This is a genomic window from Cupriavidus cauae, assembly GCF_026210475.1.
Taxonomy (GTDB): Bacteria; Pseudomonadota; Gammaproteobacteria; order Burkholderiales; family Burkholderiaceae; genus Cupriavidus; species Cupriavidus cauae.
Map to the genome: position 1 here is coordinate 2,877,685 of NZ_CP080293.1, position 17,206 is coordinate 2,894,890.

14 protein-coding genes and 1 pseudogene are annotated in these 17,206 nt (G+C 69.4%); 1 reads left to right on the forward strand and 14 read right to left on the reverse strand.

All coding sequences use genetic code 11. The annotated features are described in order from the left end of the window. Positions 1 to 158: 158 nt before the first annotated feature. From rluB to KZ686_RS12895, 3 genes are all read right to left on the reverse strand, one after another. On the reverse strand, positions 159 to 2,021 hold the full coding sequence (gene rluB / locus KZ686_RS12885) for a 23S rRNA pseudouridine(2605) synthase RluB (RefSeq protein WP_265632568.1): 1,863 nt from the start codon (positions 2,019 to 2,021) through the stop codon (positions 159 to 161). Continuing rightward, the gene (scpB, locus tag KZ686_RS12890; RefSeq protein WP_265632570.1) at positions 2,003 to 3,079 is read right to left on the reverse strand and encodes an SMC-Scp complex subunit ScpB; all 1,077 of its coding nucleotides are present in this window, start codon (positions 3,077 to 3,079) and stop codon (positions 2,003 to 2,005) included. Before scpB ends, rluB begins: the two co-directional genes overlap by 19 nt. 587 nt (positions 3,080 to 3,666) lie before the next feature. Further along, positions 3,667 to 4,443 carry a sulfite exporter TauE/SafE family protein gene (locus KZ686_RS12895; RefSeq protein ID WP_265632571.1) on the reverse strand — a complete coding sequence of 259 codons (777 nt, stop codon included), beginning with the start codon at positions 4,441 to 4,443 and terminating at the stop codon, positions 3,667 to 3,669. Between the two features lie 100 nt (positions 4,444 to 4,543). Between KZ686_RS12895 and fnr the strand changes: the two genes are divergently transcribed. Continuing rightward, complete coding sequence (gene fnr / locus KZ686_RS12900) at positions 4,544 to 5,272, forward strand: fumarate/nitrate reduction transcriptional regulator Fnr (protein ID WP_149319116.1); 729 nt, start codon at positions 4,544 to 4,546, stop codon at positions 5,270 to 5,272. A gap of 178 nt (positions 5,273 to 5,450) precedes the next feature. Here fnr and KZ686_RS12905 read toward each other — a convergent pair whose 3' ends face one another. From KZ686_RS12905 to lpdA, 11 genes and pseudogenes are all read right to left on the reverse strand, one after another. After that, positions 5,451 to 5,720 (reverse strand): hypothetical protein, encoded by a 270-nt coding sequence (locus tag KZ686_RS12905; RefSeq protein WP_265632573.1) that lies wholly within the window; start codon positions 5,718 to 5,720, stop codon positions 5,451 to 5,453. Positions 5,721 to 5,878: 158 nt separating this feature from the next. Beyond that, a pseudogene (locus KZ686_RS12910) lies at positions 5,879 to 6,055 on the reverse strand (FixH family protein); the annotation flags it as partial. A 12-nt stretch (positions 6,056 to 6,067) separates the two neighbouring features. Then, positions 6,068 to 7,519: a cytochrome c oxidase accessory protein CcoG gene (gene ccoG / locus KZ686_RS12915; RefSeq protein ID WP_265632576.1), complete on the reverse strand. Its 1,452-nt coding sequence runs from the start codon at positions 7,517 to 7,519 to the stop codon at positions 6,068 to 6,070. Between the two features lie 52 nt (positions 7,520 to 7,571). Continuing rightward, on the reverse strand, positions 7,572 to 8,558 hold the full coding sequence (gene ccoP, locus KZ686_RS12920; protein ID WP_265632577.1) for a cytochrome-c oxidase, cbb3-type subunit III: 987 nt from the start codon (positions 8,556 to 8,558) through the stop codon (positions 7,572 to 7,574). 4 nt (positions 8,559 to 8,562) lie between these two features. After that, a complete protein-coding gene (locus tag KZ686_RS12925) occupies positions 8,563 to 8,781 on the reverse strand; it encodes a cbb3-type cytochrome oxidase subunit 3 (protein ID WP_149319120.1) in 219 nt (72 codons plus the stop codon). A 2-nt stretch (positions 8,782 to 8,783) separates the two neighbouring features. Continuing rightward, positions 8,784 to 9,554: a cytochrome-c oxidase, cbb3-type subunit II gene (gene ccoO, locus KZ686_RS12930; protein WP_265632579.1), complete on the reverse strand. Its 771-nt coding sequence runs from the start codon at positions 9,552 to 9,554 to the stop codon at positions 8,784 to 8,786. Between the two features lie 19 nt (positions 9,555 to 9,573). Beyond that, positions 9,574 to 11,124: a cytochrome-c oxidase, cbb3-type subunit I gene (gene ccoN, locus KZ686_RS12935; protein WP_265632580.1), complete on the reverse strand. Its 1,551-nt coding sequence runs from the start codon at positions 11,122 to 11,124 to the stop codon at positions 9,574 to 9,576. A gap of 126 nt (positions 11,125 to 11,250) precedes the next feature. Continuing rightward, positions 11,251 to 11,448, reverse strand: a complete 198-nt coding sequence (ccoS, locus tag KZ686_RS12940; RefSeq protein WP_150082455.1) for a cbb3-type cytochrome oxidase assembly protein CcoS — start codon at positions 11,446 to 11,448, stop codon at positions 11,251 to 11,253. A 2-nt stretch (positions 11,449 to 11,450) separates the two neighbouring features. Then, positions 11,451 to 14,147 carry a heavy metal translocating P-type ATPase gene (locus KZ686_RS12945; RefSeq protein WP_265632581.1) on the reverse strand — a complete coding sequence of 899 codons (2,697 nt, stop codon included), beginning with the start codon at positions 14,145 to 14,147 and terminating at the stop codon, positions 11,451 to 11,453. A gap of 237 nt (positions 14,148 to 14,384) precedes the next feature. After that, entirely contained in the window at positions 14,385 to 15,482 is a 1,098-nt protein-coding gene (gene zapE / locus KZ686_RS12950; protein WP_149319123.1) for a cell division protein ZapE, read from the reverse strand. Positions 15,483 to 15,760: 278 nt separating this feature from the next. Then, positions 15,761 to 17,197 carry a dihydrolipoyl dehydrogenase gene (lpdA, locus tag KZ686_RS12955; protein ID WP_265632582.1) on the reverse strand — a complete coding sequence of 479 codons (1,437 nt, stop codon included), beginning with the start codon at positions 17,195 to 17,197 and terminating at the stop codon, positions 15,761 to 15,763. Positions 17,198 to 17,206: the final 9 nt, after the last annotated feature.

Consider the following 17,206-nt stretch of genomic DNA (forward strand, 5'->3'; position numbering starts at 1 on the left):
GGCGGAACGCCCATCATTCGCCCATCCCCTGGAGGATGACTTTTTGAATAGACTCGCATTATACGCGCTAGGGCCACAAAAGGCAAAGCCGAGCGAAGGGGGCACGAATTGTGCCCGCCCTCACCCCGTGCCGCCTCGCGGCCGGGCGCGCGTGCGCCTCAGCGCTTGCCGCCGCGCGGGCGTCCCCGCCCGGGGCCGCTCGGCTTGCCAGCCTTCGGAATCACATTGCCGTTGGGCTCGCCGCCGCGCCGCTGCGGACGTCCCTGGCCCTGGCCGCCCTGCCCCTGCGCGCCGCGCGCACCGCCACGCGGACCGCCGCGGCCACCGCCGGCCGGACCGCGCATGCCGGGTTGCTGCGGCATGCTGACGCCCGCCGCGAACCTGCCCGTGTGCGAGGTCAGCAGCGTCGGCGCGGTGATATAGCCCATCGACGTCTGCATCGGATCGGGCTGGCCGCGATTGGCGCCGCCGCGGCCGCCTTCCTTGTTGAAGCGCGGCAGGCCATCCATGCCGGTCGGCATCGGCTTGCCCTCGATCGCGGCCTGCTCGCGCTGCTTGCGCCCGCCCACCTTGGTCGCGCCCTTCGGCGCGCCGGCCTGCTTGGCCGGCGCCTTCAGCCCGATCGCGGCCATCATCGCGCGCACCTCCTCGGGCTCGAGCTCCTGCCAGCGGCCGCGCTTGAGGCCGCGCGGCAGCAGGAACTGGCCATAACGGGTACGGATCAGCCGCGACACGGTCAGGCCGACCGCCTCGAACATGCGGCGCACCTCGCGGTTGCGGCCCTCGGTCAGCGCCACGTGATACCAGTGGTTGACCCCCTCGCCGCCGCCGTCGACGATGCGCAGGAAGTTGGCCTGGCCATCGTCGAGCTGGATGCCGTGCAGCAGGCGCTGCCGATCCGCCTCGGCCAGCTCGCCCAGCGTGCGCACCGCGTATTCGCGCTCGACGCCGTAGCGCGGATGCATGAAGCGGTTGGCGATATCGCCTGATGTCGTGAAGATCAGCAGGCCTTCGGTGTTGAAGTCCAGCCGGCCCACGGCCACCCATTTGGCGGTCTTCAGGCGCGGCAGGCTGTCGAACACGGTCGGGCGGCCTTCCGGATCCGACTGGCTGACGATCTCGCCCGAGGGCTTGTGGTATAGCAGCACGCGCGGGGGCTTGGTGGTCACGCGGCGGTGGATCAGCTTGCCGTTGACGCGGACCTGGTCGGTCGGCAGGATGCGTTGCCCGATATGCGCGGGCAGGCCGTTGACGGACACGCGGCCCTGCAGGATCAGTTCTTCCATTTCACGGCGCGAACCGAGACCGCCTTCGGCCAGCACCTTGTGCAGCTTGGGCGCATCGTCCTCGGCGGACAGCTCGCGCACCGGCTTGGCCTTGCGCGCCGCCCCGGCAGCGCCGCCATCGGCGTCGTACTGGCCCGAGATCACGAAGCGGAACAGGTCCTCGGCCGCGGCGCTCTTGTCGCCCTTCGCGGCCGGCCTGGCGCCGCCCTTGTCGGCGGTCGGCGCGGCAGACTTGCCGGCGCCCTTGGCGGGCCGGGCCGCGTTCTTGCCGCCCTTGCGCTTGCCGCCCGGACGCGGCTGGCCGTTGTTGCCGGCCTCGCCCTCGGGCCGTGCGCCCTCGGCCCTGGCGCCGGCTTGCTGGCCGGCGTTCTGGCCAGCGTTCTGGCCAGCGTTCTGGCCTGCATTGCCGCGGCCGCGGCGCTTGCCGGCGTTCTCGCGCGGCGCCTCGCCTTCGGCGGGCTTGGCGCGCCTGCCCCGTCCGCCTCGCGATCCGGGCGCGGGGGCCGCCGTGGCGCCGCCGGTGCCGCCTTCTGGCTGCACCGCCGCGCCGGCATCGCCGGCCACGGGCTCGGCGGCATCGCGGTCCTGCGCCGACTGGCGGCGCGAGGCCACCAGATTGCGCAGGCCACGGCGCAGGCCCTTGCGGCGCGGCGCGGCGCCCTCGGCAGGCGTCTCAGCCTCGCGCACGTCTTGATCGATAGAGTCGGACAAAGTATTCACACTCGCTTGTTGCATCTGGTGTTAGTTCGGGACGCGCGTGCCATGCTCGTCGGCATCGCGTTCATCGAGTTGGGGCGCGTCGGCGTCGGCCTGGTCGGCGGACTCGCGCCAGCTTCGGCGGCTTCGGGCGCTTCGGCGGCTTCGGCAGCGTCGGTGGCCTCGGCAGCGCCGGCGGCATCCTCGGACCCCGCCGCCGCGGCCATCGCCGGGGCTTCGGCGGAGTCATCGGCATCGGCCTGTGGCTGCCCCTCGCCGGACATCTCAGGGAACCCTTCCCCGGTGGCCACGCCGGCCGCGGCTACATCTTCGGCGAGCGCCACATCCTGGGGCGCCTCATCGGCGGCATCGGCGGCATCGGCTGCATCAGCTGAATCAACTGCATCGGCACCATGCAGCCCTTCGCTCCCATCGGCCGTAGGAACCGCAGCGGCGTCGATGCCATCGGCCTGCGCCACGCCTTCCGGCGCCGCGGCAAAGGCCTCTTCGTCGACGCCGGCCGCCGTGGCGACCTCTTCGAAATCGATGGCGCCCTGCTTCAGCAGCGCCTCCTGGACCTGCGCCTGCGGATCCTCCAGCGGCGGCAGTTCGTCCAGCGTACGCAGCCCGAGGTCGTCGAGGAAGGTCTTGGTGGTCGCGTACAGCGCCGGCTTGCCGGGTACGTCGCGATGGCCGATGACCTCGATCCAGCTGCGGTCCTCGAGCTTCTTGATCACTTCGGTGCTGACCGTGACCCCGCGGATTTCCTCGATATCGCCGCGCGTCACCGGCTGGCGATAGGCGATGATGGCCAGCGTCTCCATCACCGCGCGCGAGTATTTCGGCGGCTTTTCCGGATTGAGCCGGTCCAGGTATTCGCGCATCGCCGGACGGCTCTGAAAGCGCCAGCCGCTTGCCAGCGCCACCAGCTCGACACCGCGCGGCTCCCAGTCCTTGCGCAACTCCTCCAGCAGAACACGGATCGTGTCGGCGCCGACGTCGTCGGCGAACAAGCGGCGCAGATCGGCGACGCGCAGCGGCTCCTGCGCGCAGATCAGCGCCGTCTCGAGGACGATTTTCGCCTCTTGGGTATTCATGTTGTGGTGTGCGGCCTGTCTTTGCATCTGCGTCCGTGACACCCGGACGCGCTGGAGATTGGTCGATTCAGCGGCGCGCGTTCCGCTTCAGGGACGCCTGCCGCCATTCATCGCGCTGCCGACCGGGATGCTTGCCGCATCGGGTCCGCGCGCTTCTCATCGGTGCATCGATTGCCGGTCCGGTCCGGCAGAAGATCGTCCGCCCGTCTCCCGATATCGGTCGGCGGAAGGACCAGCGCGTCGCGCCGTCTCCCCTGTTGCGGCCGACACGCCCGGGCGGTCGTGACCGTCCGGATTGCGAGACAACTTGGTCATGGCCTGGCGTGCAGCCTGTCGGGCCCCTCGCTGCCACGCCGCTGGCCGGTATTCTTGGCCGATGTCGACACCGGATGTTCTAGCCGGACAGTGCGGGGAGGGAGATGGGTATGGAAACCCATGAGTGCCGTGACAGACGCCTGGAACAAGCGCGACCGGGCGACCACGACACCTGCGCGAAAGCGGCCCGGTCGCCGTGGCTTCCCGCGATTGTATGGCATTCCCGCGCCGGCCTGCAACCGCGGGCTTGGGACGCAGGGGCCGGCCGGCCATCAGAGGGTCAGGCAGAAGCCGTGCGCGGCCAGCGTTTCGGGCAGCATCGCGGCCCGCGCGAGACCGGCCGCGCCGAACAGCGCCACCGCCGCGCCGACCCCGCGGCGCACCCACGCGCGGCGCGCGAGCACGCGCAGGCCGGCCGACAGGCTCGACAGCATCAGCAGATTGGGCAGCGTACCGAGACCGAAGGCCAGCATCACCAGCGCGCCCGACGCCGCGCTGCCGGCCAGCAAGGCCAGCGCGAGCGCGGCGTAGACCATGCCGCAGGGAACCAGTCCCCACGCAAGTCCGGCGGCATAGCGGCGCAGCAGACGCCGGCTGGTGCCGTGCGTAACCGGCCCCGCGTCCTGCCGCGCGATGGTCCTTCCGCCCCAACGCGCCCAGGCTGCCGCCAGACGCCGCGCCACGGCGTTCACACCCGGCGCCTTCCCCACCAGTTGCGCGCCGCCCAGCGTCCATAGTCCGGCAAGCAGCAGGCTGGTGCTGCCGGCCGCGAACAGCGCGCGCTGCACGGGCAGATACTGCGTCTTCCACGCGGTCGCGCCCACCGCGCCGAGCAAGGCGCCGAGCATTGCGTACGCACTGAGGCGCCCGGCATGCAGCACCAGCAGTTCGCGGACCCACGCCGCGCGGCTGCGGTACAACGACACCGGCGCGGCCCGCCGCGCGTCATCGCCTTCGAGCACCAGCGCGATGCCGCCGCACATCGCCGCACAGTGGACACCGCCCAACAGCGCCAGCAGAAACACGCTTGCCAGTACGCCGATTGCCATCTCACGCTCCCCTCGACGGGGAGCAGCACGGTAGAATGCCCGCACGCTTGACGCCCATCGCGATGCCGATGGCAACTCCCTCCTTTCGCGCGGATTCCAATTGCTGAACGCCATCCCCCTCAACGACCAATCGACCCGCTGCTCCACCTGCTCGCTGGGGCAGCTGTGCCTGCCGATCGGCATGTCGGCGCAGGACGTCGAAAAGATGGACACGCTGGTGCAGGAACGCGTGCGCGTGCGCAAGGGCGAATCGCTCTATCGCCTCGGCGATCCCCTCGACGCGGTCTATGCGATCCGCTTCGGCACGCTGAAGACCCACGTGACGATGGAAGACGGCCGCGCGCAGATCACGGGCTTTCATCTGCCGGGCGAAGTGGTCGGCTTCGATGGGCTGACCGAGATGCGGCATGCGTCGGACGCGACCGCGCTCGAAGACACCGAGGTCTGCGTAGTGCGCTACAACGAGATCCAGACGCTGTCGGCCTCGTTGCCGTCGCTGCAGCACCAGTTCATGCGGCTGATGAGCCGGGAGATCACGCAGGACCAGATGATGCTGATCACGCTGGGCTCGATGCGCGCCGAGGAGCGGCTGGCGGGCTTTCTGATCAGCCTGTCCGAGCGCCTGTCGGCACGCGGCTATTCGCCGTCCGAGTTCGTGCTGCGCATGAGCCGCGAAGAAATCGGCAGCTATCTGGGCCTGAAGCTCGAGACCGTCAGCCGCCTGTTCTCGCGCTTCGCCGAAGCCGGGCTGATCCAGATCCGCCAGCGCCACGTCAAGCTGGTCGACATGGACGGCATCCGCCAGCTGCTGGGAAAGACGGCCTGCTGAAGCCCGCGCGGCGATGGCGCTGGCGGCCGCCATCGCCCACATTGCCCACATCGCCCACATCGCCCACATCGCCCACATTGCCCGCTTTGCCCGCTTTGCCCCCATTGCCAGCTTTGCCCCCGTTGCCAGCTTTGCCCCCATTGCGCGCTTCGCTCGCATCGCCGGCTTCGCCATCGCCCTACTCCAGTTCGTCGGCCGCCGACATCGGCGACGACATCGGCGCCAGGATCGACGCCGGCAGCATGCACAGCGTCAGCGCGCTGGACAGCGCGCACACCGCCCACGCGACGCCGAAGCCGATCGTGTAGATCGCACCGTGCGACAGCTCGAGCGGCCGTCCGAAGACGCGCAACTCGCTCGGATCGATCAGCGAGAACACCAGCACGAACGCCACCGCCGCGCCGACGAAGGCGGGCCACAGCACCCACATCAGCCAGCGCGCCTTCATGGCCGCGCCACCGCGTGGGAATTCACTGCGTCGCGCGCGTGCTGCGTGGCGACCGCCGCTGCGGCCGTCGTTGCAGCCGCCGTTGCAGCCGCCGTTGCGGCCGCGGTTGCAGGCGCCATTGCAGCCGCCATCGCAGCTGCCGGCGTCACCGCCCCCGCCGACGTCGCCGCCTGCCGGATCACCAGCCCCTGACGCACCACGCCGTCGACGATGGGTCGATCCGCATGCTGCATCGCGACCCAGATCGTCACCGCGCAGCCCATCATCGCCAGCGCCGGGCCGCTGATCAGCAGCCACGGCCACGGTTCCTTCCACCACGGTTTGCATTGGGACATGTCGATGCCTCGTCAAGGTTGGTCGGGAATGATGAAACGGGTGGACTGCCGCACCTGCACGCCACTGGTGTCCGTGCCCGTACCCGTGCCCGCGCCGGCTTCGGCCCGCGCGCCGCTGACCACGATGTCGACCACATGGGTGCCCGACGCCGCCTGCTCCAGCGGCACGCGCAGCCGCAGCGGCAGCAGCCGGTTGGAGGTCGGCGCCAGATGGCCGGCGCCGCGCTCGTATTCGACCGACAGTCCCGGCAATCCCGGACTTTCCGCCGCGATGGCGATGTCCATCTCGCCTTCGGTGGTGTTGATCAGCTGCAGCCGGTAGACGTTTTCGATCCAGCGCCCTTCCACTTCGCGCGCCAGCGCCTGGCGGTCGCGGATGATGTCCACCTTCAGCGGCGTGCGCACCGCCACCGACCAGACGAAGCCGCCGACCAGCGCCAGCCACAGCACCGCATACAGCACGATGCGCGGGCGGATCACGCGGCGGCGCGCGTTTGCCGCCGACAACGCGCGCCGCATCGCGTTCTCGGACGTATAGCGGATCAGCCCGCGCGGATAGCGCATCTTGTCCATGACCTGATTGCAGGCATCGATGCACGCGCCGCAGCCGATGCACTCGTACTGGAGCCCGTCGCGGATGTCGATGCCGGTCGGGCAGACCTGCACGCAGATGCTGCAGTCCACGCAGTCGCCGATGCCCAGCGCGCGCGGGTCGGCCTTGCGCGAGCGCGAGCCGCGCGGCTCGCCGCGCTGCGCGTCATAGGTCACCACATAGGTGTCCTTGTCGACCATCACGCTCTGGAACCGCGCATAGGGGCACATGTACTTGCAGACCTGCTCGCGCATGAAGCCCGCATTGCCCCAGGTGGCGAACGCGTAGAAGCCGATCCAGAACGTCTCCCACGCCCCGGTCGACAGAGTCAGCACCGCCCTGCCCAGCGCATCGATCGGCGAGAAGTAGCCGACGAAGGTGAAGCCCGTCCACAGCGCGATCGCGATCCACAGCAGATGCTTGGTGGCCTTGACGCGCAGCTTGCGCGCGGTCCAGCGCTCGCCGTCGAGCCGGATGCGCGCGATGCGGTCGCCCTCGACCTTGCGCTCGATCCACAGGAAGATCTCGGTATAGACCGTCTGCGGACAGGCATAGCCGCAGAACAGCCGCCCGGCGATCGCGGTGAACAGGAACAGCGACAGCGCCGAGATCACCAGCAGCACGGCCAGGTAGATCACGTCCTGCGGCCACAGCACCAGGCCGAACAGATAGAACTTGCGCGCGCCCAGATCGAACAGCACCGCCTGGCGGCCGTTCCATTGCAGCCACGGCGTGCCGTAGAACACCAGCTGCGTGGCCAGCACCATCGCGACGCGCCAGCTGGCGAACGCGCCGGTGACGGCGCGCGGATAGATCTTGCGCCGGACCTCGTACAGCGAGGCCTCGGTCGAATCGATGCCGGGGGCGTTCATGGCTGTCCTCGCAGTGGCCGCATGGCTGACCCGTTGCCGCAAGCGATGTCCATCACCGCCCCGCGGCCGGCATCGTGCCGGTGTCGGCGGACAAGCCCCACACATAGGCGGTCAGCATGCGGATGCGCTCGGGGCTCAGGATGTCCTCGTGCGCGGGCATCCGGTTGTCGTGGCCCTGCAGGATCGCCTTGACGATATTGGCCTCGGCGCTGCCGTGCAGCCAGATCTTGTCGGTCAGGTTGGGCGCGCCCAGCGCCTGGTTGCCCTTGCCCGTGCCGCCGTGGCAGGCGACACAGGTCGTCTTGAAGACCGGCTCGCCGCGGGCCGCGCGGATCGGGTTGAAGGCGAGCCCCGACAGCGAGCGCACGTATTGCGCGACATCGCCCGCGGCCTTCTCGTCGATGACGGCGGCGAACGACGGCATCACGCCATGCCGGCCCTTGGCGATGCTCTGCATGATGGTGGCCGGGTCGCCGCCATGGAGCCAGTCGCGGTCGGTCAGGTCGGGAAAGCCGCGGCTGCCGCGCGCGTCCGACCCATGGCACTGCGCGCAGTAGCTCAGGAACAGCCGCTGGCCGATCTCGCGCGCCTCGGGATCGGCGGCCACCTGTTCGATCTTCAGGTCCATGTACTTGCCGTACACCGCCTGCTGGCCACGCAGCGCGGCCTGCCGCTGCGCCGCCAGCTCGCCCTGGCTGGTGAAGCCCAGCATGCCGCCGTACGCGCCCAGGCCCGGATACAGCACCAGATAGCCGAGCGCGAACACGCAGCTCAGCAGGAACATCCACATCCACCAGCGCGGCAGCGGGTTGTTCAGCTCGCGCAGATCGTCGTCCCAGACGTGGCCGGTGTCCTGCGCCGCCGCGCCGGTGTCGGCGCCGCCCGCCGTGCCGGCCGCGCCCGAAGTGGCAGCGCCCGAGGCGGCCGCGCCCTTGGCCACGCGCGTCTGCGAGAACAGCAGCCAGACGCACCAGACGATGCCGCCCAGCGCAATGGCGGCGATGTAGTAGCCCCAGAAATCGGAAATAAAGTCGCTCATGACATCAATGTCCCTGCTCGATGGCGTGCGGACGCGCGGCGTCGCGCGGCACGTCCTTGCGTTCCCCCATGGGCTCGCCGCCGCATGCCTCGTCGGGCAGCGCGAACGGCAACCGGGCGGCTTCGCGATTGGCATGGCGCCGCCCGCCGGACCACGCCCAGCAGACGATGCCGATAAAGACGACGAGGAAGATCAGCGTGGAAAACGCGGTCAGGGTCGCCATGGTCATCGGCTCCCGCTCGGCGCGCCACCTGCCGTGGCGGGGTCTGCGCTGCCGTCTGCACTGCCGTCCGCGCTACCGTCTGTACTGCTGCCTGCGCTGCTGCCCGCACTACCGTCTACGCGGCGGTCCACGCCGGCGACCTCGATGCCGACGGTGCGGCGATTGGTGCCGAGGCCCTGCAGATATGCCACCAGCGCGTCCTCTTCGGTCCTGCCCTTCAGCGCGTCGGGCGCCGCCTCGATGTCGGCGTCGCTGTACGGCACGCCGAGCGTGCGCAGCGTCCGCATGCGCTGGCGGATGTCGTCGGTCGGCAGCACGGTCTTCGCCAGCCACGGATAGGAAGGCATCACCGACTCGGGCACGACATCGCGCGGATTGCGCAGATGGATGCGTTGCCAGTCGTCCGAGTAGCGGCCGCCCACGCGCGCCAGGTCCGGGCCGGTACGCTTGGAGCCCCACAGGAAGGGATGGTCGTAGACCGATTCGCCGGCGGTCGAGTAAGGGCCGTAGCGCTCGACCTCGGCCTGCAGCGTGCGCACCTGCTGCGAATGGCAGCCGACGCAGCCCTCGCGGATATAGATGTCGCGCCCCATCAGCCGCAGCGGCGAGTAAGGGACGATGCCCGGATCGGGCTGCGTGGTCGAATGCTGGAAGAACAGCGGCAGGATCTGCACGAAGCCGGCGATGCTGACCACCACGATGGTGCAGACGATCAGCCAGCCGATGTTCTTCTCCAGCGTCTCGTGCGAAAAGAAGCGTCGTTGTTGGGACATGATGGAATCCGGATGGCGTTCAGGCGGCGGGAGCGGTGGCGGCGGTGGCGGCGGTGGCGGCGGTGGCGGCGGTGGCGGCGGTGCCGGCGGAGGCCGCAACGGCGGTCCCGACGGTCGCCCCCGCCGGAATCACGGGATCGAAGGCGCGGCGGCCCGCGATGGTGCGCGCCACGTTCCACGACATCACCAGCATGCCGGCGAGGAAGCACAGGCCGCCCAGCAGACGGATCAGGTAGAACGGATATTTGGCCTTGACCGCTTCGACGAATGCGTAGGTCAGCGTGCCGTCGGGCTGCGTGGCGCGCCACATGAGCCCTTCCATCACGCCGGCGATCCACATCGAGGCGATATAGAGCACCACGCCGATGGTCGCGATCCAGAAGTGCCATTCGATCAGGCGCGTGCTGTACATCCGCTGCTGGCCGAACAGGCGCGGCACCAGGTAGTACAGCGAGCCGATCGTGATCATCGCGACCCAACCCAGCGCGCCCGAATGCACGTGGCCGATGGTCCAGTCGGTGTAGTGCGACAGCGCGTTGACCGTCTTGATCGACATCATCGACCCCTCGAAGGTCGCCATGCCGTAGAAGGACAGCGCCACCACCAGGAACTTCAGGATCGGATCGGTGCGCAGCTTGTGCCAGGCGCCCGACATCGTCATGATCCCGTTGATCATGCCGCCCCACGACGGGGCCAGCAGGATCAGCGAGAACACCATGCCGAGCGACTGCGCCCAGTCCGGCAGCGCGGTGTACTGCAGGTGGTGAGGGCCGGCCCACATATAGGTGAAGTTCAGCGCCCAGAAATGGACGATCGACAGCCGGTACGAATAGATCGGGCGCTCGGCCTGCTTCGGAATGAAGTAGTACATCATGCCGAGGAAGCTGGTGGTCAGGAAGAAGCCGACCGCGTTATGGCCGTACCACCACTGCACCATCGCGTCCTGCACGCCGGCATAGGCGGAGTACGACTTCCACAGCGACGCCGGCAGCTCGATGTTGTTGACGATATGCAGGATCGCGATCGTCAGGATGTAGGCGCCGAAGAACCAGTTGGCCACGTAGATATGGCGGGTCTTGCGGCGGGCGATGGTGCCGAAGAACACGATCGCATAGGCCACCCATACCGCCGCGATCAGCAGATCGATCGGCCATTCCAGTTCTGCGTATTCCTTCGACGTCGTGATGCCCAGCGGCAGCGTGATCGCCGCGGCGACGATCACGATCTGCCAGCCCCAGAAGGTGAAGGCCGCCAGCGGCGCGGCAAACAGCCGCGCCTGGCAGGTCCGCTGCACCACGTAGTACGAGGTGGCGAACAGCGCGCTGCCGCCGAAGGCGAAGATCACCGCATTGGTATGCAGCGGGCGCAGCCGTCCGAACGACAGCCACGGCGTATCGAAATTGAGTTCAGGCCAGATCAGTTGCGCGGCGAGCAGCACGCCGACCGCCATGCCGACGATCCCCCAGACCACGGTCATGACGGCGAATTGCCTCACGACGTGATAGTTGAAGGTGTCGGCGGCGCGCGCGGGCGTGGCCGTGCCGGTCAGGCCGGCGGCGGTGACATCCATTCGGACCCCCAAGGATGGATATGGAACAGGAAAGAAGAAAGCGATGAAGGCAATGTAGAGGGGGTCGGGCGGCGCGCCCTTGATCCGGATCAAGCGCCGTGCAGATGCATGGCGCCCCGGGGAACCTCAGTGGGGAAGATCGCAACGGCCCGGCTGCCGCGCGGCGCCCGCCTTCGCATCGGGGCGGTCGTTGTCGAGCAGGATCGCCTGCCCCGGCCGCTCGAGATCGTCGTATTGCCCGGCGCGCAGCGCCCACCGCAGCGCCGCGGCGATCAGCGCGACCAGCGCGAGGCTCATCGGCACCAGCAGGAACAGCGTGTCCATCGCTAGCGCACCTTCGGCACGCGCAGCAGGCGCCAGGCATTGGCGACCACCAGCAGCGAGGACAGCGACATGCCGATCCCGGCCATCCAGGCGTTGACATGGCCGCTGGCGGCCAGCGGAATGGCCACCATGTTGTAGGCGAAGGCCCAGGCCAGGTTCTGCCGGATCACCGCACGCGCGCGGCGCGCGATGGCCAGCGCGGTGGCGACGTCGGCGATGCCGTCGTGGGTCAGCACCGCATCGGCGCCGACCTGCGCGAGCGGCGCGCCGCTGGCGAGCGCGATCGACACCTGCGCCTGCGCCAGCACCGGCCCGTCGTTGATGCCGTCGCCGATCGCAAGTACCACCGCGCCATCGCGCTGCAAGGCGGCCACGTAGTCGCGCTTGCCCTCGGGACTGATGCGCCCTTGCGCGGCTTCGATGCCGAAATGGCGGGCCCACCAGCGCACCGTCGGCTGGCTGTCGCCCGAAACCAGATGGCAGCGCAGTCCGAGCGCGCGCAGGCGCGCCAGCAGTTCGGCCGCCTGCGCGCGCTCGCTGTCCGACAGCACGAAGACGGCGAGCAGTCCGCCTTCGTCGCCCAGCCACACCGGCGAGGCGCCGTCGTGCAGATGGTGGCGCAGCGCATCGAGGGCCGCCTCGTTGCCGGCGGGACCTGACGGAACCAGCGCCGGCGTCTCCGGCGCGGGCGGCACCAGCGCGGGGGGAACCAGCGTGGACGGAACCAGCGCGGACGGAACCAGCGCCGGCGGCACCAACGCCTCGACGAAGTCGCGCCGCCCTACGCGTATCGGACGGCCGTCGAGCAGCGCCTCCACGCCCTGCCCCGGGCGATTGCGCAGTTGCGTCGGCAGTGGTTCGAAGTTCAGGCCGCCGGCGGTGAAACCAGAGACACCGCCAGGGCTCGCCGCGCGCTCCGCCGCAGCCACCAGCGCCCGCGCCACCGGATGCTCGCCGCCGCGGCACAGCGCACCGGCCAGCGCCAGGCACTCGGCCTGCGCCAGCTTGCCGAGTGCGATCACGTTGGCGACCGCAAACCGCCCCTCGGTCAGCGTGCCGGTCTTGTCCAGCACGACATCGGTGACACCGGCGAGCGTTTCCAGCGCATGGCCGCGCGTCAGCAGCACGCCGCGCCGCGACAGCGCCGCGCCGGCCGCCGCCAGCGCCGCGGGCGTCGCCAGCGACAGCGCGCAGGGGCAGCTGACCACCAGCACCGCGACGGTCACCATCAGCGCGCGCTCCGGCACGATGGTCCACCACAGCAGGCCCACGGCCGCCGCTATCAGCAGCAGCGCGGCGACGAACCACGCCGCCACGCGATCGGCGATCACCGCGAGCCGCGGCTTGTCGGCCAGCGCGCGTTCGAGCAGCGCGACGATCTCGGCCAGGCGCGTGCCCGCCCCGATCCGCCGCACGGCGATCACCAGCGGACTGCTGGCGTTGTAGCAGCCCGCCAGCACCGGCTGGCCCGGTCCACGCGGCACCGGCCGGCTTTCGCCGCTCAGCATCGACTCGTCCAGATCGCTGCTGCCCTCGAGGATCTCGCCGTCGGCCGGCACGATCTCGCCGGCGCGCACGCGCACGCGGTCGCCCGGCGCCAGCCGCGCGACCGGCACGCGCCGCACCGTGCCGTCCGGGAACAATTGCTCGCAGGTGGCCGGCAACTGCCGCGCCAGCATCTCCGCGCCGCTGCGCGAGGCCTGGCGCACGCGCAATTCGAGATAGCGCGCCAGCAGCAGCAAGGCGACGAACATCGTGACGGAGTCGTAGTAGACCTCGCCAATGCCGCGCACGGTGGCAAGCAGGCTGGCGCCGAACGCGGCCGCCAGCCCCAGCGCGACCGGCACGTCCATGCCGACATGGCGCTGGCGCAGGCTGCGCCACGCACCCGCAAAGATCGGCGCCGCGCTGTAGACGATCACCGGCAGCGTCAGCGCCAGGCTGGCCCATTGCAGCAGGCGCAGATGCGTGGCCGCGATGGTGCCTTCATGCGTATAGACCGGCCACGCGTACATCATCACCTGCATCATGCCGAGCATGGCGACCGCCAGCCGCATCAGCAGGCCCTGCCTTGCCGCGCTGTCCTGCCGGTCCGCCGCGGAGAATTCGAACGGCCAGGCCGTGTAGCCAATATCGGCGAGCGCGCCCAGCAGAGCGGCCACGGTCAGCGCGCGGCCGCGCCAGCGCACCAGCACGCGGCGCGTGGCCAGATTGACGACCGCGGTCTCGACGCCGGGCAGTTGCGCGAGCTTCTGCTCGATCAGCCAGGCACAGGCGGCGCAGCGGATATTGTCGGGCGCCAGCGTGATTTCGAATCGTTCCTGCGGCCGCGCTTCCGCCGCGCCGTCGAGCCGCCGCACGAAACGCGCGCGCAGCTCCTCGGTGTCGTAGGCCTGCCAGACCGGCTCGAGCCGGCCCCGTGCCGCCGCGTCCAGCGGCCGGCCGAAGCGGAACTCGCCGCCATAGAGATGGGCGAAGCCGGCCTGATCAAGCGCCTGTGCCAGCGCCAGGCAGCCGGCGCAACAGAAGGCGCGCGGCATGCCGCCGACCTCCGCGCGCAGCGCGTCCCGCGCGGCGCCGGTCGGCAGTCCGCAATGGAAACAGCAGGCGGCGTCGGTCGGGCCGTCCGCCGCGGCGTGCGCCGATGTGGCGGACGCCGATGGTTCGGCGTGGGAGGAAGGGGCGAAGGCGATCGGCATCGTGGTCCTGGATGTCCGATCGATTCTAGGGATCGCGGCCGGGCGGCCATTTGATCCCGGTCAAGGCGCACGCAATCGGTACGCCGTGCAAGGCGTCGCAGCCAGGGAGCGGCTCAGGTAGGCCGGGCAGCCCACGCCGCTCTGGCCGCCATGGCCGCTGTGGCCGCTGTGGGCGTCATGGGGGCTCTGGCCGCACGGACCGTACGGACCGCTCAGGCCCGCACGCCCTCCGGCCGCTCAGGCCAGTTCCGTGACGCCGGTGCGCCGCGGCGCCTCCAGATACTCGCGCGACTGCATCTCGATGATGCGCGAGACCGTGCGATGGAATTCGTTGGCCATCTGGCCTTCGACATACAGCTCGTCGGGCGGCACCTCGGCCGACATCAGCAGCTTGACCTTGTGGTCGTAGAACACGTCGACCAGCCAGGTGAAGCGGCGCGCCTCCGACGACATCCGCGGCGTCATCTTCGGCACGTCCGACAGGATCACCGTGTGGAAGCGCTCGGCCAGCTCCAGATAGTCGTTCTGCGAACGCGGGCCGCCGCACAGCGTGGCGAAGTCGAACCACACCACGCCGTTGGCCTTGCGCAGGGCATGCAGCTCGCGCTTCTCGATATGCAGGATCGGCGATTCGTCGGCGATGCCGGCCAGCGCCGCGAAGGCGTCGCGCAGCGCCGCGCTGGCCTTGGCGTCCAGCGGCGTGTAATAGGCCTGTACCTGCTCCAGCGTGCGCTTGCGGTAATCGATGCCGGCATCGACGTTCAGCACGTCGAGCTTGCGCTCGAGCAGCGCGATCGCGGGCAGGATGCGGTCGCGATGCAGGCCGTCCGGATACAGCAGGTCCGGGCGGTAGTTCGACGTCATCACGAACTGCACGCCGTTCTCGAACATCTGCTCCAGCAGCCGATGCAGGATCATGGCGTCGGCGACATCGCTGACATGGAATTCATCGAAACAGATCAGCCGGTACTTGCGGGCGATCCGTTTGGCCAGCTCGTCCAGCGGATCGGGCCGGCCGCGCAGTTCCTCGAGCTGGCGATGCACCTCGCGCATGAACTCGTGGAAATGCAGGCGGGTCTTCCTGACCACCGGCACGCAGTGGTAGAAGCTGTCCATCAGGAAGGACTTGCCGCGCCCCACCCCGCCCCACAGATAGACGCCCTTGGGCACCTCGGGCCGGATCAGCAGCTTCTTCAGCGCATTGTTGCGTCGCTGCTTGTAGGCGACCCATTCGTCGTAGCACTGCTGCAGCCGCGCCACCGCGCGCAACTGCGCTTCGTCGGACCGATAGCCGCGCTGCTGCAATTCGTGGTGGTAGTACTCGGTGACGTTCATCGGGGGGAAGGAAAGGTAACGGCGGATTCGCCGCGAAGGGCATGGCATGGCCATCACGGCGCGCCGCGAGGGCTCCCCTCTCCCACGAGCGGGAGAGGGGCTGGGGAGAGGGCAGCCGGCGGTCGATCGACCGCCGGCGCAAGGCAAGCGCCCCGCCCTCTCCCCGACCCTCTTCCGCAAGCGGGAGAGGGAGAACACCAGGGCGCTCTCGCGAACGGGAAAGACCATCCTCGCCCGCACGAGAGCGAACACGGCTCCACGAAGAGCCGTGCCGCGGCTTACATATTGAGCTGACGCTTGTCCACCGCGAGCGCGGCTTCGCGCATCACCTCGGACATCGACGGGTGCGGGTGGCACACCCGGCCGATATCCTCGCTGGCGGCCTTGAACTCCATCGCCACCACGGCTTCGGCGATCAGGTCCGACGCATTGGCGGCGACCACGTGCACGCCCAGGATCTCGTCGGTCTTGGCATCCGCCAGCATCTTGACGAAGCCGTCCGAGGCGCCCATGCCCAGCGCGCGGCCGTTGGCCACGAACGGGAACTGGCCCGACTTGTACTCGCGGCCCTCGGCCTTCAGCTGCTGCTCGGTCTTGCCGACCCAGGCGATTTCCGGGTAGGTGTAGATGACCCACGGAATGCAGTTGTAGTCGATGTGCGGCTTCTGGCCGGCGATGCGCTCGGCCACGGCCACGCCTTCGTCCTCGGCCTTGTGCGCCAGCATCGGGCCGCGCACCACGTCGCCGATCGCCCACAGGCCCGGCACCGAGGTCGCGCAATGGTCGTCGACCGGAATGAAGCCGCGCTCGTCGGTGGCGAGGCCAACGGCGTCCAGACCCAGGTTGTCGGTGTTCGGCACGCGGCCGACCGACACGATCAGGCGATCGACTTCCAGCGTCTGCGCGTTGCCGTCCTTGTCGGTGTAGCTGACGGTGACGTTGTTGTCGCCGGTCTTCACCTCGTTGACCTTGACGCCCAGGCTGAACTTCAGGCCCTGCTTGGTCAGCAGCTTCTGCGCTTCCTTGGCGACGCCTTCGTCGGCGGCACCGAGGAACGACGGCAGCGCCTCGAGCACGGTCACGTCGGCACCGAGACGGCGCCACACCGAACCCAGCTCCAGGCCGATCACGCCCGCGCCGATCACGCCCAGCTTCTTCGGCACTTCGGCGAACTTCAGCGCGCCCTCGTTATCGTTGACCAGCTTGTTGTCGACCGCGATGCCCGGCAGATGGCGGGCCTTCGAGCCGGTGGCGATGATGACCTGCTTCGCCGTCACCGTTTCGCTGCCGGCCTTGCCGGCGATCTCGACCTGGAAGCCCTCGGCGCCCTTGCCGACGAACTTGCCATGGCCCTTGAGCAGCGTGATCTTGTTCTTGCGGAACAGGAACTCGATGCCCTTGGTCATCTTGCCGACGATGTCGTCCTTGCGCTTGAGCATCTTGGCCACGTCGACCTTGACGTCGCCGACCGTGATGCCGTGGTCGCCGAGATGGTGCTGCACGTTCTCGACTTCCTCCGACGAGGCCAGCATCGCCTTGGACGGGATGCAGCCCACGTTCAGGCAGGTGCCGCCCAGGCGCGGCTCGCCCTTCGGGTCGTCATAGGGATTGTCTTCGCAGCAGGCGACATTCATGCCCAGCTGGGCGGCGCGGATCGCGGCGATATAGCCGCCGGGGCCGGCGCCGATCACCAGCACGTCGAATTGTTTGCTCATCAGGATTCC